The 22,242-nt window shown below is 71.4% G+C and carries 20 protein-coding genes; 9 read left to right on the top strand and 11 right to left on the bottom strand.

From position 1 onward, the window contains the following. Nucleotides 1-5 precede the first annotated feature (5 nt). Together dapD and ACZ5C2_RS18635 are read left to right on the top strand one after the other, a co-directional pair. Complete coding sequence (gene dapD / locus ACZ5C2_RS18640; protein WP_468792018.1) at nt 6-995, top strand: 2,3,4,5-tetrahydropyridine-2,6-dicarboxylate N-succinyltransferase; 990 nt, start codon at nt 6-8, stop codon at nt 993-995. A 124-nt stretch (nt 996-1,119) separates the two neighbouring features. Then, on the top strand, nt 1,120-1,278 hold the full coding sequence (locus tag ACZ5C2_RS18635; protein WP_468792015.1) for a hypothetical protein: 159 nt from the start codon (nt 1,120-1,122) through the stop codon (nt 1,276-1,278). Nucleotides 1,279-1,344: 66 nt separating this feature from the next. On the opposite strand, the gene dapA is transcribed toward ACZ5C2_RS18635, so the two are convergent. Then, nucleotides 1,345-2,223 carry a 4-hydroxy-tetrahydrodipicolinate synthase gene (gene dapA / locus ACZ5C2_RS18630; RefSeq protein WP_468792012.1) on the bottom strand — a complete coding sequence of 293 codons (879 nt, stop codon included), beginning with the start codon at nt 2,221-2,223 and terminating at the stop codon, nt 1,345-1,347. A 131-nt stretch (nt 2,224-2,354) separates the two neighbouring features. Here dapA and ACZ5C2_RS18625 point away from each other — a divergent pair, with 131 nt between their 5' ends. Then, nucleotides 2,355-2,771, top strand: coding sequence for a phage holin family protein (locus ACZ5C2_RS18625; RefSeq protein ID WP_468792009.1), 417 nt, complete (start codon nt 2,355-2,357; stop codon nt 2,769-2,771). After that, nucleotides 2,768-3,175 (top strand): DUF3618 domain-containing protein, encoded by a 408-nt coding sequence (locus tag ACZ5C2_RS18620; RefSeq protein WP_468792006.1) that lies wholly within the window; start codon nt 2,768-2,770, stop codon nt 3,173-3,175. Before ACZ5C2_RS18625 ends, ACZ5C2_RS18620 begins: the two co-directional genes overlap by 4 nt. 135 nt (nt 3,176-3,310) lie before the next feature. On the opposite strand, the gene ACZ5C2_RS18615 is transcribed toward ACZ5C2_RS18620, so the two are convergent. Further along, a complete protein-coding gene (locus ACZ5C2_RS18615) occupies nt 3,311-5,119 on the bottom strand; it encodes an endonuclease/exonuclease/phosphatase family protein (RefSeq protein ID WP_468792003.1) in 1,809 nt (602 codons plus the stop codon). 211 nt (nt 5,120-5,330) lie between these two features. Between ACZ5C2_RS18615 and ACZ5C2_RS18610 the strand changes: the two genes are divergently transcribed. The 3 genes from ACZ5C2_RS18610 to ACZ5C2_RS18600 all read left to right on the top strand — a co-directional run bounded on the left by ACZ5C2_RS18610 (nt 5,331) and on the right by ACZ5C2_RS18600 (nt 10,415). Continuing rightward, nucleotides 5,331-6,773 (top strand): hypothetical protein, encoded by a 1,443-nt coding sequence (locus ACZ5C2_RS18610; protein ID WP_468792000.1) that lies wholly within the window; start codon nt 5,331-5,333, stop codon nt 6,771-6,773. A gap of 114 nt (nt 6,774-6,887) precedes the next feature. Then, nucleotides 6,888-8,327, top strand: a complete 1,440-nt coding sequence (locus tag ACZ5C2_RS18605) for an alkaline phosphatase PhoX (RefSeq protein WP_468791997.1) — start codon at nt 6,888-6,890, stop codon at nt 8,325-8,327. Between the two features lie 492 nt (nt 8,328-8,819). Further along, nucleotides 8,820-10,415: a TROVE domain-containing protein gene (locus tag ACZ5C2_RS18600; RefSeq protein ID WP_468791994.1), complete on the top strand. Its 1,596-nt coding sequence runs from the start codon at nt 8,820-8,822 to the stop codon at nt 10,413-10,415. 63 nt (nt 10,416-10,478) lie between these two features. Here the strand turns inward: ACZ5C2_RS18600 and ACZ5C2_RS18595 are convergent, their stop codons facing one another. The 8 genes from ACZ5C2_RS18595 to ACZ5C2_RS18560 all read right to left on the bottom strand — a co-directional run bounded on the left by ACZ5C2_RS18595 (nt 10,479) and on the right by ACZ5C2_RS18560 (nt 18,356). Further along, on the bottom strand, nt 10,479-11,696 hold the full coding sequence (locus tag ACZ5C2_RS18595; protein ID WP_468792234.1) for a TerD family protein: 1,218 nt from the start codon (nt 11,694-11,696) through the stop codon (nt 10,479-10,481). Nucleotides 11,697-11,781: 85 nt separating this feature from the next. Continuing rightward, a complete protein-coding gene (locus ACZ5C2_RS18590; RefSeq protein ID WP_468791991.1) occupies nt 11,782-12,006 on the bottom strand; it encodes a hypothetical protein in 225 nt (74 codons plus the stop codon). Nucleotides 12,007-12,152: 146 nt separating this feature from the next. Beyond that, complete coding sequence (locus ACZ5C2_RS18585) at nt 12,153-13,142, bottom strand: zinc-dependent alcohol dehydrogenase family protein (RefSeq protein ID WP_468791988.1); 990 nt, start codon at nt 13,140-13,142, stop codon at nt 12,153-12,155. Next, nucleotides 13,139-14,017 (bottom strand): carbohydrate ABC transporter permease, encoded by an 879-nt coding sequence (locus ACZ5C2_RS18580; protein ID WP_468791984.1) that lies wholly within the window; start codon nt 14,015-14,017, stop codon nt 13,139-13,141. The genes ACZ5C2_RS18585 and ACZ5C2_RS18580 overlap by 4 nt, the downstream gene beginning before the upstream one ends. Continuing rightward, nucleotides 14,017-14,961, bottom strand: coding sequence for a carbohydrate ABC transporter permease (locus ACZ5C2_RS18575; protein ID WP_468791981.1), 945 nt, complete (start codon nt 14,959-14,961; stop codon nt 14,017-14,019). The genes ACZ5C2_RS18580 and ACZ5C2_RS18575 overlap by 1 nt, the downstream gene beginning before the upstream one ends. Continuing rightward, a complete protein-coding gene (locus tag ACZ5C2_RS18570; protein WP_468791978.1) occupies nt 14,958-16,325 on the bottom strand; it encodes an ABC transporter substrate-binding protein in 1,368 nt (455 codons plus the stop codon). The genes ACZ5C2_RS18575 and ACZ5C2_RS18570 overlap by 4 nt, the downstream gene beginning before the upstream one ends. A 115-nt stretch (nt 16,326-16,440) precedes the next feature. After that, nucleotides 16,441-17,223, bottom strand: coding sequence for a DeoR/GlpR family DNA-binding transcription regulator (locus ACZ5C2_RS18565; RefSeq protein WP_468791975.1), 783 nt, complete (start codon nt 17,221-17,223; stop codon nt 16,441-16,443). Between the two features lie 311 nt (nt 17,224-17,534). Beyond that, nucleotides 17,535-18,356, bottom strand: coding sequence for an NAD-dependent epimerase/dehydratase family protein (locus ACZ5C2_RS18560; RefSeq protein WP_468791972.1), 822 nt, complete (start codon nt 18,354-18,356; stop codon nt 17,535-17,537). A gap of 235 nt (nt 18,357-18,591) precedes the next feature. On the opposite strand from ACZ5C2_RS18560, the gene ACZ5C2_RS18555 reads away from it, so the two are divergent. Both ACZ5C2_RS18555 and ACZ5C2_RS18550 read left to right on the top strand, forming a co-directional pair. Continuing rightward, nucleotides 18,592-19,551, top strand: coding sequence for a 5-dehydro-4-deoxyglucarate dehydratase (locus ACZ5C2_RS18555; protein ID WP_468791969.1), 960 nt, complete (start codon nt 18,592-18,594; stop codon nt 19,549-19,551). Then, the gene (locus ACZ5C2_RS18550; RefSeq protein ID WP_468791966.1) at nt 19,548-20,714 is read left to right on the top strand and encodes a hypothetical protein; all 1,167 of its coding nucleotides are present in this window, start codon (nt 19,548-19,550) and stop codon (nt 20,712-20,714) included. The genes ACZ5C2_RS18555 and ACZ5C2_RS18550 overlap by 4 nt, the downstream gene beginning before the upstream one ends. A 210-nt stretch (nt 20,715-20,924) precedes the next feature. On the opposite strand, the gene ACZ5C2_RS18545 is transcribed toward ACZ5C2_RS18550, so the two are convergent. Then, nucleotides 20,925-22,169, bottom strand: coding sequence for an MFS transporter (locus ACZ5C2_RS18545; protein ID WP_468791963.1), 1,245 nt, complete (start codon nt 22,167-22,169; stop codon nt 20,925-20,927). Nucleotides 22,170-22,242 lie beyond the last annotated feature (73 nt).

The raw sequence follows: 22,242 nt of genomic DNA, 5'->3' as shown, positions 1-22,242 counted from the left end.
CCCTTATGACCGACACGACTGCTCAGAGCACCACCGGCGCAGTGGCCGCCGGCCTCGCCACCCTCGCCGCCGACGGCACCGTCCTCGACACGTGGTTCCCCGCTCCCGTGCTGACCGCCGAGCCCGGACCCTCCGGCACCGAGCGGCTCTCTGCCGAGCGGGCAGCCGAACTGCTGGGCGGAGGCGCCACCGCGGCGGTCGGGCCGGACGCCCGCAGGGGCGTCGAGGTCGTCGCGGTCCGCACGATCATCTCGTCGCTGGACGAGAAGCCGGTCGACGCGCACGACGTCTACCTTCGTCTCCACCTGCTCTCCCACCGCCTGGTGCGGCCGCACGGCCAGAACCTGGACGGCATCTTCGCGCACCTCGCCAATGTCGCCTGGACCTCGCTCGGTCCGGTCGCGGTCGACGACCTGGAGAAGGTGCGGCTCAACGCCCGCGCCGAGGGCCTGCACCTCGCTGTGACGTCCGTCGACAAGTTCCCCCGCATGACGGACTACGTCGCCCCCAAGGGTGTCCGCATCGCCGACGCCGACCGGGTGCGGCTCGGTGCGCACCTCGCCGAGGGCACCACCGTCATGCACGAGGGCTTCGTCAACTTCAACGCCGGCACGCTCGGTACGTCGATGGTGGAGGGCCGCATCTCCGCCGGCGTCGTGATCGGTGACGGCTCCGACATCGGCGGCGGCGCCTCCACCATGGGCACCCTGTCCGGCGGCGGCAACGTGCGCATCTCCGTCGGCGAGCGGTGTCTGATCGGCGCCGAGGCGGGTGTCGGCATCGCCCTCGGTGACGAGTGCGTGGTCGAGGCCGGGCTGTACGTCACCGCCGGTACCCGGGTCACCATGCCCGACGGCGAGGTCGTCAAGGCCCGTGAGCTGTCCGGCGCCTCCCACATCCTGTTCCGCCGCAACTCCGTCACCGGCACGGTCGAGGCCCGCCCGAACAACGCGGTCTGGGGCGGCCTCAACGACGTTCTCCACAGCCACAACTGACCCACCTGTCACGCCCGTACGGGTTACTCCCCGTTACTTCGGGGTCGTTGTGGCGGATGAACGGGTGGACGCAGAGTCCGATCAAACGCCGGGACGACTGACACACAGGAGATGGGGACGGGCGATGACGAACAAGTGGGTGTGGGGCGTGCTCCGTTGTGCGGTCGGAGTGATGGGCGTAGCGGCCATACTGATGCTGTGCGGGACGCTGGCGGGCACCGCCCACGCGGAGGACGCGCTGGAGCACTTCCCGCTGCTCGGGGACGGATACGTCTGGGATTGACGTGTGGGCCGGGGGACTGCTCGGCGGGCCGGATCCTCATGTGGTGGGGGTCCGGCCCGCCTGCCGTCAGGCGGTCGCCAGGTCGTAGGTCCTTCTGAGTCCGGCCGTCGTGCGCGGGCCGGCCAACTGCAACGGCGGGCGCACCGGGCCCGCGGGGAGGCCCAGTTCGGCGAGGAGCGCCTTGGCCGTGACCGTGCCGGGAAGGCCGTTCGCCATCATCGCCTCGATGAGGGGCGTCACCTGGTGCTGAAGGCGCGTGGCGTCGGCCGTCCCGCCCGCGTCGAAGGCGTCCAGGACGGCACGGATGAGGGCGGGTGCCACGTTGGCGACCGTGCTGACGCAGCCGGCGGCGCCGACCGCGTACAGGGCGAGGTTGTGTTCGTCGCAGCCGGCGTAGTACGCGAGAGCGGTGCGGGAGATCACCTTCTGCGCCGACAGGAAGTCGTACGAGCAGTCCTTCACCGCCACGATCCCCGGGTGCTCGGCGAGGCGGAGCACGGTGTCCGGTTCGATGCGTACGCCCGTGCGGGCGGGGATGTCGTACAGGGCCAGGGGGAGAGCCGTCGCGTTCGCGACGTCGACGAAGTACGCCTCGATCGCGTCCTGCGGGGGGCGGCTGTAGTACGGGGCGGCCACCAGGAGACCGTCGGCGCCGGCCTTCTCCGCCCCGCGGGCCAGCTCGGTGGTGTGGGCCGTGTCGGGGGTGCCGATGCCCGCGACGATCGTCGCGCGGGTGCCGACCGCCTGGCGCACGGCCGTGATGAGGGCCGACTTCTCGGCGTCCGTGGTGGTGGGGGATTCACCCGTGGTGCCGGAGAGGACGAGGCCGTCGCAGCCGTGGGAGACCAGGTGGTCGGCCAGACGCTGGGCGCCGTCCAGATCGAGCGCGCCGGTGGGGGTGAACGGGGTGATCATCGCGCAGAGGATGCGGCCGAAAGGGGTCATGGAGGTAGTGTCGGCTTCCGCGCTGTGAAGTTCCACTTACATGTGATGACCGATATTGATAAGTATCGCTTTATGGATAACGGAGGGTGCACGGGGGTACTCGGGTCCCCCGACCCGAGAGGAGGCGCATCGTGACCGGAACCATCGAGCGACGGCCCGTTCGCGACGAGCACAGCGTGGGCGAGCTCGTCGGGCAGGCCACCGAACAGATCTCACGGCTCGCACGGCAGGAAGTGGCGCTCGCCAAGGAAGAGCTGGCGGAGAAGGGTCGCCGCGCCGGGAAGGGCGGCGGGATGCTGGGGGCGGCGGGCGCGTTCGGCTACGCCGGGCTGCTGGCGCTGGCCGGTACGGGTGTCGCTGCGCTGGACCTGGTGCTCCCCCTGTGGGCCGCGGCGCTGATCGTCACGGGCGTGCTGTTCCTCATCGCCGGTGTGCTGGCCCTCGCCGGTCGCGGGCAGTTGCGCCGGGCCACGCCGCCCAAGCCGGAGAAGGCGCTGGGCAGCGTGAAGGCCGATGTGGACGAGATCAAGGGAAGGGCGCACCGATGACGCACGATGTGAGGCGCGCGGGGTCCCCGGCAGGGGCCCATGTGGATGCGAAGGCGGAGGCCGCCGCTGCGGCGCAGGGGGCCAAGGGACCCGATGAGCTGCGACGCCAGATCGAACGGACACGGCACGAGCTCGGCGACACCGTGGAGGAGTTGGCCGGGAAGATGGATGTGAAGGGGCGGGCGAAGGCGCGGGCCGACGATCTGCGGGACCGGGCCGGGGCGATGACCGTGCAGATGCGGAGCAGCGCCGCGCACGCCGGGGAGGCCGGCAAGCGGCACCGCAAGCCGGTGATGATCGCGGGTGCGGTGGTCGCCGTTGTCGTGGGCGCGGTGATGGTGCGGCGCCATTCGTTGTTGACCGTGCCTGCGGCGCGGCGGTCGGTTGTGCGGGGGTGCGCGTAGCGCCCACGGTGGGCGGGGCCGGGTCGGGGGTTGCGCGAGTTCGGGCACCGGAGAGGTGCCCGAACTGACGCGCCGGCCGCTGCGGGCGGTTGTCCGCGCCCCGTCCCCCCGACCACCGTGGGTGGCCGCGTTCCCCTACGGGCGGAAGCGCAGGATCTGCGGGTCGTGGTCGCTGATCTGGTCGTGGAACTCCGCGTTGATGTGCACGCTGTCGTAGCTGAAGCGGCGGATGGACGGCGTGATCAGGATCTGGTCCAGGACCTGGCTGTTGCCCTGGTAGACGTAGGAGTAACGCTCGGATCGGGGGAGCGACTTGATCGCCGACCAGAGGGTGCCGCGGCCCTCGAGGATGTCGGTCGTCTCCGAGAACTCGAAGTCGTTGATGTCGCCCAGGGCGACGACCTTCGCGTTCCGCTGGGTCGCCAGGATCTTCGCCGTGAAGTCGTGCACCGCCTCGGCCTGGAGGTGGCGCTGGGTCTCCGAGCTGCGGGACGGGGGCTGGTACTGGGAGGTCAGGCTCTGGTCGCCGCCCTTCGAAGCGAAGTGGTTGGCGATGACGATGACCGTCCGGCCCCGGAACGTGAACTCGCCGGCCAGCGGCTTACGGCTGTCCTCGAACGCCTCCGAGGCCGGGTCGATCCGCCCGGGGGAGAGGGTCAGGGCCGCCCTGCCGTGAACCTTGGTCACGTCGGTGGGGGTGGTGGCGTCGCCGCCGGGACGGTCGGTGAAGGAGACCCGGGCGGGGTTGAAGAGGAACGCCTGGCGGATGTTGCCGCCCGGCTGGCCGCCGTCCTGTTGGTCGGCCGGGTCGACGGCGCGCCAGTCGTAGCGCGGACCGCCGGCCGCCTCGATGGCGTCGATCAGCTTGGCCAGGGTCCGGTCGGCGGCGACCGTGCCGTCGTCGGTGACGCCGTTGTTGTCCTGGATCTCCTCCAGGGACACGATGTCGGGGGAGCTGAGGTTGTTCACGATCGCGGCGGCGTGTGCGGCGAAGGTGTCGTCGGAGGGGTCGAGGTTCTCGACGTTGTAGGTCGCGATCGCCAGTTCGGAGCTGTGCTGTCCGCGAGTCGTCTCACGCTGCAGATTCCCGGACTCGAGGGAGCCCAGGGCGCCCGCCACCAGGGTGTAGCCGCCGAACTGGTTGTAGTCCAGGGGGCCCGTGGTCTCCCCGGCGAGGGTGTCGCCGACGTTCGCGTCGGGGAAGTCGGCCGCCTTGCCCAGCGACTGGATCTGGAGGCGGCCGGTGTTCTGGGAGTCGTACGAGCCGTAGACCGTGCCGCCGCGGAGGTTGCGGTGCTCCCAGGGCTTCACCGTGACCCAGAGTTCCGTGTACGGGTCGGTGGCGCCCACCACCCTGGTGTCGGAGACCTGGACGTTCATGCCCTCCAACGACTCGTAGAGGTCCAGGGCGTACTGGCCGGGACGCAGGCGGAGGTCGTTGACCGAGCCGTTCGGGGTGGCCGTGTACGCGGCCGGTACGGATCGCGCGGTGATCGGGGTCGCGGCCGGGACCGCGTTGCCGCTGGAGACGACCGTGAAGACCGGGCGGGTGATCTCCGTCAGGGACTGGTTGCCGGAGGACGTGCCGCCGGGGACGTACTCCGAGACCGTGCCGGAGACGGTGACGGCGTCGCCGACCGCGACACCCTTCGGCGTGGACCCCGTGAAGACGAAGACGCCCTCGCTGGTGGCCGGGTCGGCGTCCGGAGCGGGGTCCTGGATCCAGAAGCCGCGCGACGAGCCGTAGGTGCGGATGCCGGTGACGATTCCGGTCACATCGGTGACCTGCTCGCCCGCGTACGGCGATATGCGGGTGTCGCCCTGGACGTCATGGATGCGCACGGAGTCGGCGTGCGCGGGAGAGGTGAGGACGACGGTGGATGCCGCGGTGCACACGGCGGCAACGATGAGCGCGGCGATACGCGCGGACGACTTGCTCGGCAACGGATTCCCTCCGGGAACGTGATCTACGCCGGGACGAGGGTGGAGCGTGGTCACTCCCTGTCTACGCGCGTCAATCTCCAGCCTCGCCAAGCCACTTGTCAAGGTTTCGGCCATGTACGGTCCCCGAAGGGGAGATGAAGCGGGCGGCATGGGTGGAAATCCGTCTAGGCTGAGTGGCTGAGTCGTAAGAAGGCCTAGGAGAAACAAGCCGATGTCAGACAGCTCCATCCTGCCGCCGGCGCGGCTGCGCCCCGAAGCGGAGCTGGCGCGCGACGCCCTGTCCACCCCGGTGCTGTCCCGCGCCGCCCGGCTCGCCCGCTGGGCCGGGCCCGAGACCCGCGTGGACGCAGGTGGCGGGCTCGTCGAGGAGCAACTGCCCGCGGCCGCCGCGGAGCTCGAGCTGACCGGGGACGAGGCCGCGGCCCACGTCGGCGAGGCCTGGCGCATCGCCGTCGACACCGGACTCCTCGAGGTCGTCGACGAGGAGGAGGGCACGGTCGCCGCGGGCGCCGAACTGGCGCTGCTCACCGGGGGGTCACCGCAGGACGTGCTTCGCCTGTGGCTCGCCGCCCTGGAAACGGTGCTCGGCGACGCGAGCGTCCCGGACCTGGGCGGACTCCTCGACGCCATCGCCGACGGCGAGGGGTCCGGAGAGCTCGGCCTCGACGCGCCGGACTGGGACCCGGAGGCAGAGGCCGAGTTCCTGGACGGAGTGCTCGGCAACCTCTACCTGTTGACGGTCGGGGCGGAAGAGCAGGGTCCCGCAGGGGCGCCCGTGCCGCTGCCCGCGCTGGCCGCGTCGGTGATCGTGCCCGACGACATGGCCGAGCCCACCAACGACGTCCTGGAACAGGTGTCCGACGCGATGATGCGGCTGGACGACCGGTTCCGCATGCTCGAACCGGTGGGGCTCGTCGAGTACCAGCCGGTCGACGAGACGCTGATGGCCGACGCCGACGAGGAGCCCGCGGCACCGGGGGACGACATGGACGTCTCTCGTTACGGCATGGTGCGGCTCACCCCGCTCGGGCTCTACGGACTGCGCGCCCGGCTGCTGGAGGCCGGATTCGAGGCGCCGGTGGTCGGGGACCTCGCGGACAAGGGAGCCGACGTTCTGCTCGACGGCACGGCCGTCTTCCCGCCGGCGGCCGCCCACGCGGAAACCGAGTACTGGCTCGCCCGGCGCGAACCCCTGGCCTCCGCACGCGAGTTGCTGGCGGCGGCACGCGGCGCCGACAAGGGTGCGCCACTGCGGCGGCTGCGGTGCCAGCAGGCCCTGTCGCTGGTCGGCCCCTCGGCCGAGCCCGCCCTGCGGGAAGTCCTGGGCGATCCCGAACTGGGCGGGCTGGCGCGGGTGTGGCTGGCAGAGCACGGGGCGACCGAGGTGCCGCCACCGTCCGAGGCCCTGATCTTCTGGCTGACCGTCGACACGGTCGCCGCGCAGCTCGCCGCCGAGGGCAACTCCGAGGAACTGCGCTCCCTGGTGGAAGGGCTGGCGCGGCAGCACAGCGGCTTCTTCGACACGGCCTGGCGGGTGGACCACCCGGCCACGGCGGACGTACTGGAGGCCATGGGACGCCTGCATCCGGACAAGAAGGTCGCGAAAGAAGCACGGAAGGCCGCGTTCAAGGCCCGCTCCCAGCACGGGGGATGAGCTTCACGGGAGCGTGGGACGACGTGACCTCCCCCGTTCAACCGGCGTTCAGGTAGCGGCGGAAGCGTGACGGGCGCAGTGCCCACGGCCCGCCCACCGTCACCTGGAGACAGCATGTCGCTCACCCGCAGGGACTTCGCCGGAACCTCCGCCCTCACTGGTGCCGGCATCGCGCTGGCGGGCACGGCCGGCGCCCTCGCCTCCGCGCCCCACGCCCTCGCCTCCGCCGACATCGCCGGGGAAGCGGCCGACCGGCACGGGGGCGTCGGCTACGGGCCGCTCGTGCCGGACCCGGAAGGGCTCCTCGCCCTGCCCGCGGGGTTCACCTACCGCGTCCTCACCCACGCCGGCAGGACTCGGCTGGAGTCCGGTGAGTTCACGCCCGCCGAGCACGACGGAACGGCCGCCTTCCCCGGCCCCCGCGGGGGCGTCCTCCTGGTCAACAACCACGAGATGGACGGCCCGCGTGACGAGGCCGCGTTCCCGGTGCCGCTCACCGAGGGCCTGGTCTACGACCCGGCCGCACCCGGCGGCTGCACGATCGTCGAGGTGCGCCCAGGCGGCGCCGTCGCCGAATGGGTCGGCATCGCCGGCACCGCCAACAACTGCGCGGGCGGCAGCACTCCCTGGGACACCTGGCTGACCTGTGAGGAGAACTCCGACCTGGCCGGCGAGAACGGCATGACCAGGGACCACGGCTACGTCTTCGAGGTCGACCCCGCCGACCGCCGTGCCAACCGCGACCCCAAGCCGCTGAAGTTCTTCGGCCGCTACGACCACGAGGCCGTCGTCATCGACACCAAACGTGGCCACGCCTACCTGACCGAGGACGCCGACGGCCCCAACGGCCTCTTCTACCGCTGGACCCCGCCACAGGGCTTCCGCCACGGCCCCGGCAGGTTCCGCACCCTCGCCGACGACGCGGGTGTTCTCCAGGCGCCCAAGTGCTACGACTCCGGCGGCCGGTACGTCGACGACCTCTCCCGGGCCACCAGGACCGGCACGGTGTACGGCGTCGACTGGGTGGACGTGATCGACCGTGACGCCCGCGACGTGGCGGTCCGTGAGCAGTTCGGCCCGGGCGAGGTGACCCGCGGCCGGAAGCTGGAAGGCATGTGGTGGGGCGACGGTGGGGCGTACATCGTCTCCTCGTACGCCCGTGACGAGAGCCCCGTGCAGCACGACGGCCAGGTCTGGTTCTACGACCCCGGGCGCCGCACCCTGACGCTCAAGGTGCTGCTCGGCGTCGACCGGGACCCGGCGGGGGACGGCGCCTTCGACGGACCGGACAACATCACCGTGTCGCCGTACGGCGGTCTGATCATCGCCGAGGACGGCGACGGTGTGCAGCACCTGTTCGGGGCCACCGACAGCGGACGGACATATCCCGTCGCCCGCAACGAACTGAACGTCGGCACGGACGAGGAGCCGGAGTTCAGCGAATTCACCGGCGTGACCTTCTCGCCCGACGGCAGGACCCTGTACGCCAACATCCAGGAGCCGGGGATCATGGTCGCCATCACGGGGCCCTGGAAGCGGCAGAGGCGACGCTGAACTCGAGGACGAGAACAAATCGTTGGCCCGGCCCGCGGCGGTACTCCTAAAGTGATGCACGTCCAGGTGCGAAGGCAGGACCTACTTCCACTCATCATGGGGCGGTCACGGGTTCGAGTCCCGTCACCGGCACAACACGCCGGTGTAGCTCAGGGGTTAGAGCACCTTTGTCGGTTCCGCCGACTTCGATCTCTGGACACCACAACTTCACGCACCTCCCGGTGCGCGGGCGACGGCTACTTCACTTTCCATGAATCCAGGCCGCCGCCGACTTGATCTCGGGAGGCGCGGCATGTGGTGGGTGCCCGGTGCGCAGGCAGCGGGTCCTTCCGGGATCAGGTTCATTACGGGTTCGAATCCCGTCGTCGGCCCAGTGCCGACGTGGCGGAAATGGAAGACGCGCCTGACGTGTTCCGTCGCCGACCCGGTTCTCGGGCACCCTCCTCTGTCGCGCCTCCCTCCGCAAGCCACATGAGTTCGGGGGACTTCACCATGGCGCGATTCAACATCCGCTCCGCCAAGCCGCAGCCGACGTCGCGAGTGACGTCCACCGGCCGTGTGCTGCGTACGTACGAGGGCGGCCGCGGCCGCGAGCGGGACGCCCGCTCCGAGCTCTTTCTGCTCTCGGTGTCCCACTTCGTGACGCAGCAGACCTTCTACGAGAGCGGCGACCGCCGTGACGACCGGTTCGCGAAGCTCGTACGCGAGCTCGCCGTGAGCGACCCCTCCTGGACGGCAGGCCTGCTCGGCTGGCTGCGCGGCGAGGGCAACCTGCGGACCGCGTCGATCGTGGGGGCCGCCGAGTACGTCAAGGCCCGCCTGGACGCCGGCGCGACCGGCGGCCCGTCCAACCGGCAGGTCGTGGACTCCGTGCTGCGACGTCCCGACGAGCCCGGTGAGCTGCTCGCCTACTGGACCACCCGCTACGGCCGGAGCATTCCGAAGCCGGTCAAGCGCGGTGTCGCCGACGCCGTGCGCCGGCTCTACGGCGGCAGGTCCCTGCTGAAGTACGACACCGCCTCCAAGGGCTACCGCTTCGGCGACATCCTGAACCTGGTGCACGCGGCGCCCGACCCGGACAAGCCGTGGCAGGGCGAGCTGTTCCGGTACGCCCTCGACCGCCGGCACCACCCGGACACCGCGGTGCCGCCGGCCTCGAACCGTGTCCTCACCGCGCACCGCGAGCTGATGGCGCTGCCCGTCGAGGAGCGGCGCGCGGTCGTCACGGCGCCCGACGGCGCCGAGCGGCTCGCTGCCGCGGGCATCACCTGGGAGGCGCTGGCGGGCTGGCTGCAGGGGCCGATGGACAGGGCGGCCTGGGAGGCCGTGATTCCCTCCATGGGGCCGATGGCGCTCGTCCGAAACCTGCGCAACTTCGACGAGGCCGGCGTCTCCGACGAGGTCGCCGCCCGGATCGCCGGCCGTATCGCCGATCCGGCGGAGGTGGCGCGGTCGCGGCAGTTCCCCTTCCGGTACCTCGCCGCGTACCAGCACGCGCCGTCGCTGCGCTGGTCGTACCCGCTGGAGCAGGCACTCGGCCACTCGCTGGCGCATGTGCCCGCGCTGCCGGGCCGGACGCTGGTCCTCGTGGACCGCTCGGGTTCGATGTTCTACTCGCGGATGTCGGACCGCTCCGAGCTCACCCGCGCGGACGCGGCGGCGGTCTTCGGTACGGCGCTCGCGCTGCGTGCGGCCAAGGCGGACCTCGTCGAGTTCGGCTCGACCAGCAACCGGGTGAGGTTCGGCCGGGGCGAGTCGGTGCTCAAGATCCTCGGCCGGTTCGGCGACCTCGGCGGGACCGACACCACCGGGGCGGTGCGCCGGCACTACAAGGGGCACGACCGGGTGCTGATCGTCACTGACGAGCAGTACGCCCACAGCCACCACGGCGACCCGACCGAGCAGGTCCCGGCCCAGGTGCCGGTCTACACCTGGAACCTCGCCGGTCACCGCGCGGGCCACGGCCCGTCGGGTACGGCGAACCGGCACACCTTCGGTGGTCTGTCGGACGCCGCCTTCCGGATGGTTCCGCTGCTCGAGGCCGGGCGGGACGCCGACTGGCCGTGGGCAGCGGCAGCGGCAGCGTGAGGTGACACCGGGCGTCTCGTGACAGGGACGCCCGGTGTTCCGTACCCGGGGCCAGGGGGCTGTCTAGAGCGACTGGGCGGCCGGCTTCACCATGCTGCGGACCGTGCGGCCCTTCACGAAGTCGCCCATCGCGGTCATCTCCCACTCGCCGGAGAACTGGCGGATCAGCTTCGCCATCAGCACGCCGGTCTGCGGTTCGGCACTCGTGAGGTCGAAGCGGACCAGTTCCTCGCCCGTGGTGGCGTCCAGGAGGCGGCAGTACGCCTTGGCGACCTCGGTGAACTTCTGGCCGGAGAAGGAGTTGACCGTGAAGACCAGGCCGCTGACCTCCATGGGAAGACGGCCGAGGTCGACGGTGATCACCTCGTCGTCCCCGCCGCCCTCACCGGTGAGGTTGTCGCCGGAGTGGCGGATCGCGCCGCCCACGATCTGGAGCTTGCCGAAGTAGCAGCTGTCGATGTGGTTGCGCTGCGGGCCGTAGGCGATGACCGAGGCGTCCAGGTCGATGTCCTTGCCACGGTAGGCCGGCTCCCAGCCGAGGCCCATCTTGACCTGGGAGAGCAGCGGGCGGCCGCCCTTCATGAGGGAGACGGTCTGGTTCTTCTGGAGGCTGACCCGGCCCTTGTCGAGGTTGATCTTCCCGGCGCCGGGGGCGGCGGCGGGCGGCGCCGGGGGTGCGGCGGGGGCGGCGGGAGTGGTCGGCACGGAGGGCGCCTGCGGGGCGGCCGGCTGGACGGGCGGGGCCACGGGCTGGGCGGGGGCGGCTGCCGGCTGGGCCGGGGCGGCCGGTTCCTCGACCGTGACGCCGAAGTCGGTGGCGATGCCGGCCAGGCCGTTGGCGTAACCCTGGCCGACGGCGCGGGCCTTCCACGCGCCGTTGCGCAGGTAGATCTCGACGACCACCAGCGCCGTCTCGGTGCCGAGGCCCGGGGGCGTGAAGGTGGCCAGGACGGTGTTGTCGTCCGTGCCCCGGATGGTGGCCGTCGGTTCGACGCCCTGGAAGGTCTGGCCGGCGGCGTCGGGGCTCGCGGTGACGACGATCTTCTCGATGCCGGGGGGCACGGCGGTGGTGTCGACCGTGATGGCGTCGGGGCTGGAGCCGCCGCCGGAGCGGTAGGTCACGCCGGGGCCGGCGGGCTGGTTGTAGAAGATGAAGTCGTCGTCGGAGCGCACCTTGCCGTCGGCGGTGAGCAGCAGGCCCGATACGTCGAGCCGCACCGGAGCGGCGACGTCCACCGTCACGCGGGCGGTGGGGAGAGGGATGTTCGAGCCGGGGGTCATAGCTGTCATGCCGGGTGAACGAGCGGGACGGTTTTGCCGTTCCCTTACCTGTGGCCCGTTTGGCGCAGTCGGTTTTCGGCCGGACTCAGCGGCGGTTGCGGGGGTGGTTCCGGGCGGTTCGTTCGTTGCCGCGTTTGTAGTTTCCCGTCCAGCGGGCCATGACGAGCTGGGGGTCGGGGGCGGAGGTGACCTCGGTGAGGAAGCGGGTGGCCCGGTCGCCGTGGAGGGTGGTCGCGGGGCGATGGTGATGGGTGATGTGGACGGTGCCGGTGGCGTGTGCCTCGTAGGCGAAGCCGTTTGGTCTGGGCATGCCGGGGATGGTACGGGGGCGAGGGCGGGGCGACCCAGGGGTTTTCCGGTCCCGCCGCCCCTCCCCGTCCTGCCCCCCGGGGGGCTCCGCGCCCGGCCCCCGGAGCGTGTGCCCCGCCCTCACCCGAAGCGGTGGGCCGAGAGAGGTCAGGGAACCACCACGATCTTCCGGCCCACGCCCGCCGCGAACTGGTCCAGGGCCTGGGGGTACTGGTCCAGGGGGAGGCGGTCGCTGATGAAGACGTCCGGGTCCAGGACACCGCCGGAGAACAGTTCCGCCGCCCGCTCGTAGCTGTGCAGCACGGCCATCGACCCCGTGATCGTGATCTCCTGGTTGTAGATCCGGTACGGGTCGATCTGCACCCGCGTCGCATAGTCGGCGACCCCGAACTGCAGGAACGTCCCCGCCTTCGCCACCCGCTCCAGTCCGTCCTGGATCGCCGCCGCGTTCCCCGTCGCGTCGATGACGAGGTCCCACCCCTGCGGCCGGTCCAGCTCGTCGGGGTTCGCCGCCGACGCGGAGACCCCCAGCCGCCGCGCCGTCTCCAGCCGCGCCGGGTTCAGGTCGACCATGTCCACGCTCGCCGCCCCGGTCCGCTTGGCCAGCTCCAGCATCATCAGCCCCATGGTCCCGGAGCCGTAGATCAGGACGTGCGCGCCGAGGCGCGACTGGAGCACGTCGTAGCCGCGCACCGCGCAGGACAGCGGCTCGACCAGTGCCGCGTCCTGGGTGCGCACATGCTCGGGGAGTTTCACGCAGTTCGCGACCGGCGCCACCGCGTACTGGGCGGCGCCGCCCGCCGTGGTGACGCCGATCGCCGCCCACCGCTCGCACATGTTGTTGTGGCCGACACGGCAGTAGCGGCACTCGTGGCAGTAGAGGGAGGGGTCCACCGCCACCTGGTCGCCGAGCGCCACCTCCGTGACCCGGGAGCCGATGCCGACGACCTCGCCGGCGAACTCGTGGCCCGGCACGATCGGGAGCTTGGGGGCGAACTCGCCCTGGAGGATGTGCAGATCCGTGCCGCACAGTCCGCAGGCCGCGACCTCCACGACGACGTCGCGGGGCCCTGGCGTCGGGTCCGGGACCTCGGCGACGACGGCCTTGCCCACGGACTCGATGACGGCGGCCTTCATTTCACGGCTCCCAACGACAGGCCCTGGACGAGTTTGTCCTGGGCGGCGAACCCCGCGGCGAGCACCGGCAGGGAGATGACGAGCGACGCGGCGCACACCTTGGCCAGGAACAGGCCCTGACTGGTGATGAAGCCGGTCAGGAAGACGGGGGCGGTCTCGGCGACCACGCCCGTCAGCACCCGGGCGAACAGCAATTCGTTCCAGCTGAAGATGAAGCAGATCAGCGCCGTCGCCGCGATACCGGGCAGGGCGATCGGGGCGACCACGCGTCCCAGGACCGTCGGAAGTCTCGCCCCGTCGATCTGGGCCGCCTCGATGATCGCGACCGGCACCTCGGCGAGGAAGGACTGCATCATCCACACCGCGATCGGCAGATTCATCGCCGTGTAGAGGATGACCAGCGCCCAGATGTTGTCGAGCAGGCCGGTGTTCTTCGCGAAGAGGTAGATGGGCAGCAGGCCGGCCACCAGCGGCAGCATCTTGGTGGAGAGGAAGAAGAACAGGACGTCGGTCCACTTCTTCACCGGCCGGATGGACAGCGCGTACGCGGCGGGCACGGCCAGGAGCAGCGTCAGCAGCGTGGAGACCACCGAGGCGGTCATGGAGTTGATCATCGCGGGCCAGGGGCTGGCGCCGCCGGTCAGTCCGAAGAACTCGCGGTAGCCGTCGAGCGTCAGCGGGGCGGTCACCGAGGGCGGGTTGGTTGCCGCGTCGGCCTCGGAGTGGAAGGACGTGAGGACCATCCACAGCAGGGGCGCCACGAAGGCGAGACCGGCCAGCCAGGCGACGATGCCCAGGGCGCTCGCCCGGAGCCTGCCGCCCGGCCGGGGCCGGCGGGCCGGGGCGGTCGGGGTGGTGGTGGCGACGGTGGCCATCAGCGGGACACCTCCTCGCGGAACAGCGACGACACGACGCGCAGTGCGAAGGTCGCCAGGATGATCGAGCCGATCACGACGATGACGCCGGCCGCGGAGGCGAGACCGTTCTCGTGGGCCTGGTAGAAGGTCTGGTAGATCGTGTACGGCAGGTTGGCGGTGCCCAGTCCGCCGGAGGTGATGGTGAACACCGCGTCGAAGTTCTGCACGATGTAGATGGAGCCGAGCAGCACGCCCAGTTCGAGATAGCGGCGCAGATGCGGCAGCGTGATGTGGACGAACACCTGCCAGTCGCTCGCGCCGTCCATCCGGGCGGCCTCGACCAGCTGGGAGTCGCGGCTCTGCAGTCCGGCGAGCAGGATCAGCATCATGAACGGCGTCCACTGCCAGATCAGCGAGGCCTCCACCGCCATCAGCGGCATCTCGGAGATCCAGTCCGGCTGCGCGGCCCCGTCCCCGCCGATCGCGTGGAGAATGCCGTTGAACAGCCCGTACTCCGGGTTGAACAGGACGTGCTTCCACAGCAGCGCGGCGGCCACCGGCACCAGCAGGAACGGGGCGATGAGCATGGTGCGCACCGCGGCCCGGCCGCGGAAGCGGCGGTCCAGGAGCAGGGCGAGGAGCAGCCCGAGGAGCAGGCTGACCAGCACCACGGTGACCGTGAGCAGGATGGTCGTCCAGATCGACTTCCGCAGGGCGGGGTCGCTCAGCACATCGCCGTAGTTGGAGAATCCGGCAAACGTGCGGTCGTCCGGGTAGAGCGCGTTCCAGTCGAAGAACGAGATCACCAGCGTGGCCACGAAGGGCAGCTGCGTCACGACGATCATGAAGACCAGCGCGGGCAGGAGCGGAGCGCGGGTGGCCCAGGCGCGCATGCGGTTCGGCCGCGGGGCCGCCGGCCGCGGAGGAGCTGCGGCGGCCCGGGCCGTCTTCGTCAGCGTCATGACGCCTCGTACTTCTCGGCGACGGCCTCGGCGAGCTTCTGGGCCTTGGCCAGCGCGTCGTCCACCGACTGGCGGCCGGCGATGGCGGAGCTGATCTCCTGGGAGAACTTGGTGCCGAGGTCGGTGAACTCGGGGATGCCGACGAACTGGATGCCGGGCGCGGGCCGGGGCTGCACGCCCGGGTCCTCCGGCTTGGCATTCGCGATGGCGTCGCGGGTGACGTCGGCGAAGGCGGCGGCCTGCTCGCGGTACTCCGGGATGTCGTAGGTCGAGGCGCGCTTGCCGGCCGGCACGTTCGACCAGCCGATCTTCTCGCCGACGAGCTTCTCGTACTCCTTGCCGGACGCCCACGAGATGAACTTCCAGGCGTCCTCGGCGTTGTCGGACGAATTCTGAATGCCCCACGCCCAGGTGTAGAGCCAGCCGGAGCTGTCGGTCTTCTCGACCGGCGCGGGCACGTAGCCGATCTTGCCCTTGACCGGGGAGCCGTCGGCCTCCAGGGAGCCGGCGCCGGCCGTGGCGTCGTACCACATGGCGGTCTTGCCCTGGGTCATGTTGTTGAGGCACTCGGCGTAGCCGGACTGGGCCGCACCGGCCTCGCCGTGCTCACGGACCAGGTCGACGTAGAACTTCGTGGCCTCCTTGAACTCCTCGGAGTCCAGGCGAGCGGTCCAGTCCTTGTCGAACCAGGTGCCGCCGAAGGTGTTGACGACCGTGGTGAGCGGGGCCGTCACCTCGCCCCAGCCGGGCAGGCCGCGCAGGCAGATGCCCTTCATCCCGGCGCTCGAGCCGTCCACCTTCGCGGCCAGGTCGGCGACCTGGGTCCAGGTGGGCTTCTCGGGCATCTTCAGCCCCTCCTTCTCCAGGACGTCCTTGCGGTACATCAGGAAGGAGGACTCGCCGTAGAACGGCTCACCGTAGAGCTTGCCGTCCTCGGCGGTGAGTGCCTTGGTCATCGGGGGCAGGATGTCGTCCTGGTCGAAGGCCTTGTCGCCCTTGACGTACGAGTCCAGGGAGTGGAGCCAGCCGTTCTTGGCGTAGATCGGGATCTCGTAGTTGCTGAGGGTCGCGACGTCGTACTGGCCGGCCTGGTTGGCGAAGTCCTGGCTGATCTTGTCTCTGACATCGTTCTCCGGCAGCACCGTGAAGTTCACCTTGATGCCGGTGTCCTTGGTGAAGTTGTCGGCGGTGAGCTTCTGGAGCTCGACCATCTGCGGGTTGTTCACCATCAGGACGTTGATGGAACGGCCGTCGGACGATCCGGACCCGCCGGCGCCCGAACAGGCGGCGAGCGGAGTGATCAGCGCCACTGACGCGGCGACGGCGAAGAGGGAGCGGGGTATGCGTCGGCTGTCGGTTCGCATGCGGTACTCCTGGTCGTATGGGGACAAAACGGGAGCTGTGAGGTTGTGCGGGCCCGCGGTGGGTGGCTGAGCCGGTGGTGCGGGGACGTGGTGGAGCGGCGGGGCGGCCCGGCTGTCAGACGCGGATGACCTGCGGCCCGAGCAGGGAGTGGCGGTGGGCCTCGGAGGCGGGGAGCAGGGTGCTGGTGACGATCGCCTCCAGCGCGCCGATCTCGGCGAAGCGGCAGAAGCTGACCGCGCCGAACTTGGTGTGCACCCCCGCGAAGACGGTCCGTCGTGCCGACCGGATGGCCTGCGCCTTCACCTCGCTGACCGCCGGGTCGGGGGTGGTCAGGCCGTGTTCGCGGGAGATGCCGTTGGCGCCGATGTACGCCAGGTCGATGACGAATCCGGCGAGCATCTTCGTGGTCCAGTGGTCGACGGTGGCCAGCGTGCCGGAACGGACCCGGCCGCCGAGCAGCAGGACGGAGACGTTCTCGGTCTCGGCCAGGGCACCGGCGGTGGGCAGGCTGGCGGTGACCACGGTCAGGGCCCGGTCGAGGGGCAGGGCCTCGGCGATGAGCTGCGGGGTGAAGCCCTCGTCGACGAAGACCGTCTCCGCGTCCCCGAGCAGCTCGGCCGCCGCGGCCGCGATCCTGCGCTTCTCGGGGACGTGGCTGGTGGCGCGGAAGGCGAGCGTCGTCTCGAAGCCGGCGCTCTCCACCGGGCAGGCGCCGCCGTGGGTGCGGCGGAGCAGTCCGTGGTCCTCAAGTACGCGCAGGTCCCGCCGGACGGTTTCCCTGGCCACGCCCAGATCGGTGGCGAGCGCGGTGACCTCGACCGAGCCGGTGGCCCGGGCCAGGAGAACGATTTCGCGCTGGCGTTCCTCGGCGGTCTTCGCCGTTCTGGACGTCGTCATCGCCGCCACCCGCTTCCGTACGGTCTTCCTTGCCTGATCGCCTCCGTCCGGCCGAGCGGAGCTGCCCGTTCGGGCCCGGTGGCGTCCATGGGGCAAGTTGTACAGCGGTGCTTACGAGCTGAACAGGCCTGTTGCGGATCCGATGCTGCCCGCTTGTGCCCGTTTGGCGTGCTGCTTGCCCGTCTTCGACCTGCATGACCGCAGGCGTGGACGTGACTTCGGGCAGCACGGATGCCCGAATGCGGGAGCGGACGGGCCCGTTCGGTGCCCGTCCGCTCGTGTGAGGGTCGTGATTGAGCCGGGTCGAGGGGTCAGTACGGCCAGAGGGGCGGGTCGGTGACGAAGTGGCCGCCCAGGCAGGCGTGCGCCGGGTCGTCCGGGGCCGGCTCGCCCTGCTCGGCGATCAGCTTCCCGGCGTACGGCTCGGAGTCGTCCCGCGGTTCGTAGCCGAGCGCCCGCGCGGAGCTGAGGTCCCACCACAGCCGGGTGTTGGCGGAGGAGCCGTGGACCACGGTGTGCCCGACGTTCTCGGCGGTCAGCGCCGCGTGGAAGAGGCGGGCGCCGTCGGCGGGGCTCATCCACAGCGAGAGCATGCGCACGCTGGTCGGCTCGGGGAAGCAGGAGCCGATGCGCACGGAGACGGTCTCCAGTCCGTGCTTGTCCCAGTAGAGCTGGGCGAGGTCCTCGCCGAAGCACTTGGACAGGCCGTAGAAGGTGTCCGGGCGGCGTGGTGTGTCGATGCCGATGAGGGGGTCGTCGCCCCGGGGGCGCGGGGTGTAGCCGACGGCGTGGTTGGAGGAGGCGAAGACGATGCGCCCCACCCCCTCCTCGCGGGCGGCCTCGTACAGGTTGTAGGTGCCCTCGATGTTGGCCCTGAGGATCTTGTCGAAGGACGCTTCGAGCGAGATGCCCGCGAGGTGGACGATCGCGTCGACGCCGCGGACCGCGTCGCGCACGGCGTCCCCGTCGGCGAGGTCCGCGACGATCGAGTCGGGCTCGCCGTCGACCGGGTGCAGGTCGAGCAGGCGCAGCGTGTAGCCGTACTCGGGGAGCAAGTCCCGCATCAGGGTGCCGAGGCCGCCGGCGGCGCCGGTGAGCAGAACGGTGCGGGGAGCGGTGCGGGGAGCGGGCATCCTCGGGTCTCCTTGCGGCGCCGGCCGGGTCGCCCGTACATATGGGCGCACGACATTCATATTCATGGACACGCTAAGGAGGTGGGGTGCGGCCCGTCAAGTATCCCGCGACTCCCGCGCGACTTCCCGCGGAACGTCGGAATTGACTGGTGTGGGGCGCGACGCGGTGCTTGACCGGCGTCCCCGGGGCGCCTTAGCGTGGGGTCGTTCAGGGATATGGACGTGAATCAAGAATATGGACCAGGGAGAGCTTGTGACCTCAGCCCCTCTCGCCGCCCGACTCGAAGTCCCCAGCGGGCCGTTGTTCTTCCCGGTCACCGCGTACGGGCCGGACGGCGCCGTCGACCTCGACACCTACCGGCTCCATGTGCGGCGCGGAGTGGAGGCCGGGGCCGCCGCGGTGTTCGCCGCCTGCGGGACCGGTGAGTTCCACGCGCTGACGCCGGAGGAGTTCGAGAGCTGTGTACGGGCCGCGGTGGAGGCCGCGGAGGGACGCGTACCGGTCGTCGCGGGCGCCGGCTACGGCACCGCGCTCGCGGTCCGCCAGGCCCGGCTCGCCGAGCGCGCCGGGGCCGACGGGCTGCTCGCCATGCCGCCGTACCTGGTCAAGGCGGGCCAGGAGGGGCTGCTGCGGCACTACCGGGAGATCGCCGGTGCCACCTCCCTGCCGGTGATCGTCTACCAGCGCGACAACGCCGTCTTCACGCCGGAGACCGTCGTGGGACTGGCCCGCACCGACGGGATCATCGGCCTCAAGGACGGCCACGGCGACCTCGACCTGATGCAGCGGACCGTCAGCGCCGTACGCGTGGCGGGCCCCGGGGACTTCCTCTACTTCAACGGGCTGCCCACCGCCGAACTCACCCAGTCCGCCTACCGGGGCCTCGGCATCACCCTGTACTCGTCCGCGGTGTTCTGCTTCGTGCCCGAGATCGCCCTCGCCTGCCACACCGCCTTCCGTACCGGCGACGGTGCCACCGTGAACCGGCTGATCGACGGCTTCTACCGGCCGTTCGTCGAACTGCGCGCCAAGGGCGCCGGCTACGCCGTCTCCCTCGTCAAGGCCGGCGTACGGATGCGCGGCCTGGACGTGGGGGAGGTGCGGCCCCCGCTGCACGAACCCGCGGGGGATCATGTCAAGCAGCTCGCTCAACTGATCGAGCGGGGACTCGCGCTGCTCGAGGAGGGCCAGTGAAGGCGTCGGCGTTCGTCTACCCCTGGGACGTCAACGGGGACCCGGAGGCCCCCGCGCGGATCGCCGCGCTCGGCACCGCACAGGTGACGCTCGCCTCCGCCTACCACTCCACCCGCGCGCTGACCCCCCGTCACCCGCGCCACCGCGTCGTCACCGCCGAACACGCGGCCGTGCTCTACCCGGCCGGCGAGGACCGTTGGTCGGGCCGCGCCCTGCGTCCCTACGCGGCCGGTGACTGGGCACCCGGCGACGCCTTCGGCGAGGCGGCCGCCGCGCTCACGGACGCGGGCCTGGAGGTGCACACCTGGGTGGTCCTCGCCCACAACTCCCGCCTCGGCGCCGAGTATCCGTCGACCTCGGTGGTCAACGCCTACGGCGACCGCTACCCCTGGGCCCCGTGCATCGCCCAGCCCGCCACGCGCGCCTACCTGACCGGCCTGGCCGCCGAGGCGGCGGTCCGCCCCGGCGCCCGCGGCACCGAACTGGAGTCCCTCGGCTGGTACGGGCTCGCCCATCTGCACGCCCACGACAAGACCGCCGGTGTCGGCCTCGGGGACGCCGGGCAGTACCTGATGTCCCTGTGCTTCTGCCCGTCCTGCCGCGACGGCTACGGGGCCCGGGGCCTGGACGCCGACGAACTCGCCGCCTCCGTACGTACCGCGCTGGAGCCGGCGTGGCAGGGAGCACCCTCCGACGGCGGCTGGGCGGGCGTCGCGAGCCTCCTCGGCGAGACCCCGGCGACCGTCACCCGCGCGTGGCGCGACGAGACGGCCCGCACACTCCAGGAGCAGGCGGTGACCGCCGTACGGGAGGAAGCACCCGAAGGCTTCCAGGTGTTGTTGCACGCGGACCCGGTCTCCTACCGCTGCGGCGCCAACGCGGGCGTCGACCCGGCACACATCGTCTCCGTCGCCGACGGCGTGGTCGTCCCCTGCAGCGGAGGGCCCGGCTCGCTGACCCCCTTCGCCCGGGAGGCCGGCCCGGACACCGTGCTCGCCGCCAACTTCACCGTGGTCTCCGGCATGGGCGGCAGCCCCGGCACCCTCGCGGCGGACGCCGAGGAGGCCCGCCACCTCGGCGCCACGGAACTTCGGCTGTATCACGCCGGATTGGCGTCGGACGGGGATCTGTCGACGGTGCGCTCGGCACTGGCCGGGCTCTGAGACGACAGGCTCCAGGACGCCCACCCGAACCGGGACCCGCCGTGCTCTGCCGTGGGCCGGCCGCGGGGTCGCGTCACGCGGGGCCGGGCCGGAGCTGTGGGCGGGGACGGGGATGCGTTCGGCGGCTGCTCCGGCGCCCGCCGTGCTCCGCGGCGGGGCAGCGGGGATGGTGGCCGGAGGCCGGCTGTGGGCGGGGCGGGGGACGCCCTGTCATACGGGCCCGGGGCCGGGTGGTGGTCCGGTGACGCTGCCGTCGGTGACGGTGCGGGGGCCGGCGGGACGCCGGAGCAGCGCCGCCGCCGTCGCCGCCAGGACGCCCCCGAGCACGGCCAGCAGCAGCCGGTGGTCGACGAGTTCGACCAGCGCCGCGCCCGCCGCCAGACCGAGGACGTTCGGGGTGAACACCAGGGTGTTGGCGGTGGCGGTGACCCGGCCCAGCAGCGGCGCCGGGGTCTCCCGCTGCACGGCGGTCAGCGTGGCGATCAGCACGGCGGGCAGTCCCGCGCCGATCGCCGCGCTGCACACCCACGCCAGGGGGTCGTCCGGCACCGCGCGCAGTGCCACCGCGAACGCCAGTACGGCGATGCCGTACGCCGCGAAGCGCCGGGCGCCGAAGCGGCGCAGCGCCGGACCGGAGAGCAGCCCGACGATCACGGACCCCGCGCCCTGGACGGCGTACAGCACTCCGGCATAGGCGGGGGAGTGGCCGAGGTGCTCGACCACGGCGTAGACCAGTGCGCCGCTGAAACCCGCGCAGAGCATCGTGGCGCCGCCGGCCAGAACCAGTGGACGCAGCCCGGGGTGGGTCCACAGGTGGCGGGCACCCTCGGCCGTCCGCCCACGGCGGCTGCCCGTCGGGGGTGCCGGCCGGTCCTCCCGTACCCGCAAAGACGCGTACACCAGCGCGGCCAGCAGGAAGGTGACCGCGTCCAGGACGGCGACGCCCGCCCCGCCGTACGCCGCGTAGAGACCCGCCCCCGCCAGCGGGGCCAGCAGCTTCATGCCCTCGTTGGCGGTCATCCGCAGCCCGTTGAAGTCGCCGAGCAGGCAGTGGTCCACGGCGGTGGTGATCAGCGCCGACTCGGCCGCGTCATGGACGACGCCGGCCGCTCCGTACACGAACAGCACCGCGTACAGCAGCCACAGGCCGCCCGGCGAGTCGACGGTGCAGAGGGTGAGCAGCAACATCGTCATCAGCAGACTCGCGCCGATCAGCAGCGGCCGGCGGCGCACCCGGTCGGCGACCGTCCCCAGCAGCGGGCCGGCCAGGGTCGGCGACCACATCGCCAGCATGCACAGGGCGGCGAGGCCGTCCGAGCCGGTGAGGTCCTTGACCCACACCCCGGAGGCCAGCCACAGCGCGGAGGTACCGAACCCGGAGATCACCACCCCGGTGAGACAGAGCCCCGCATTCCGGTCCCGCAGCACGCGGGCCGTTGTCCACGTCGTCGTCATGCCTGGTCATCGTGGAGCTAAGGGCCGTCCGTCGGGATCGGGCAGGTGCCTTAGATCGCGTCGCGGCCGGCGA

The organism is Streptomyces sp. NPDC031365 (assembly GCF_055569765.1).
Note: the sequence above shows the minus strand (reverse complement) of the source record. Positions and strands in the feature narration are given on the sequence as shown.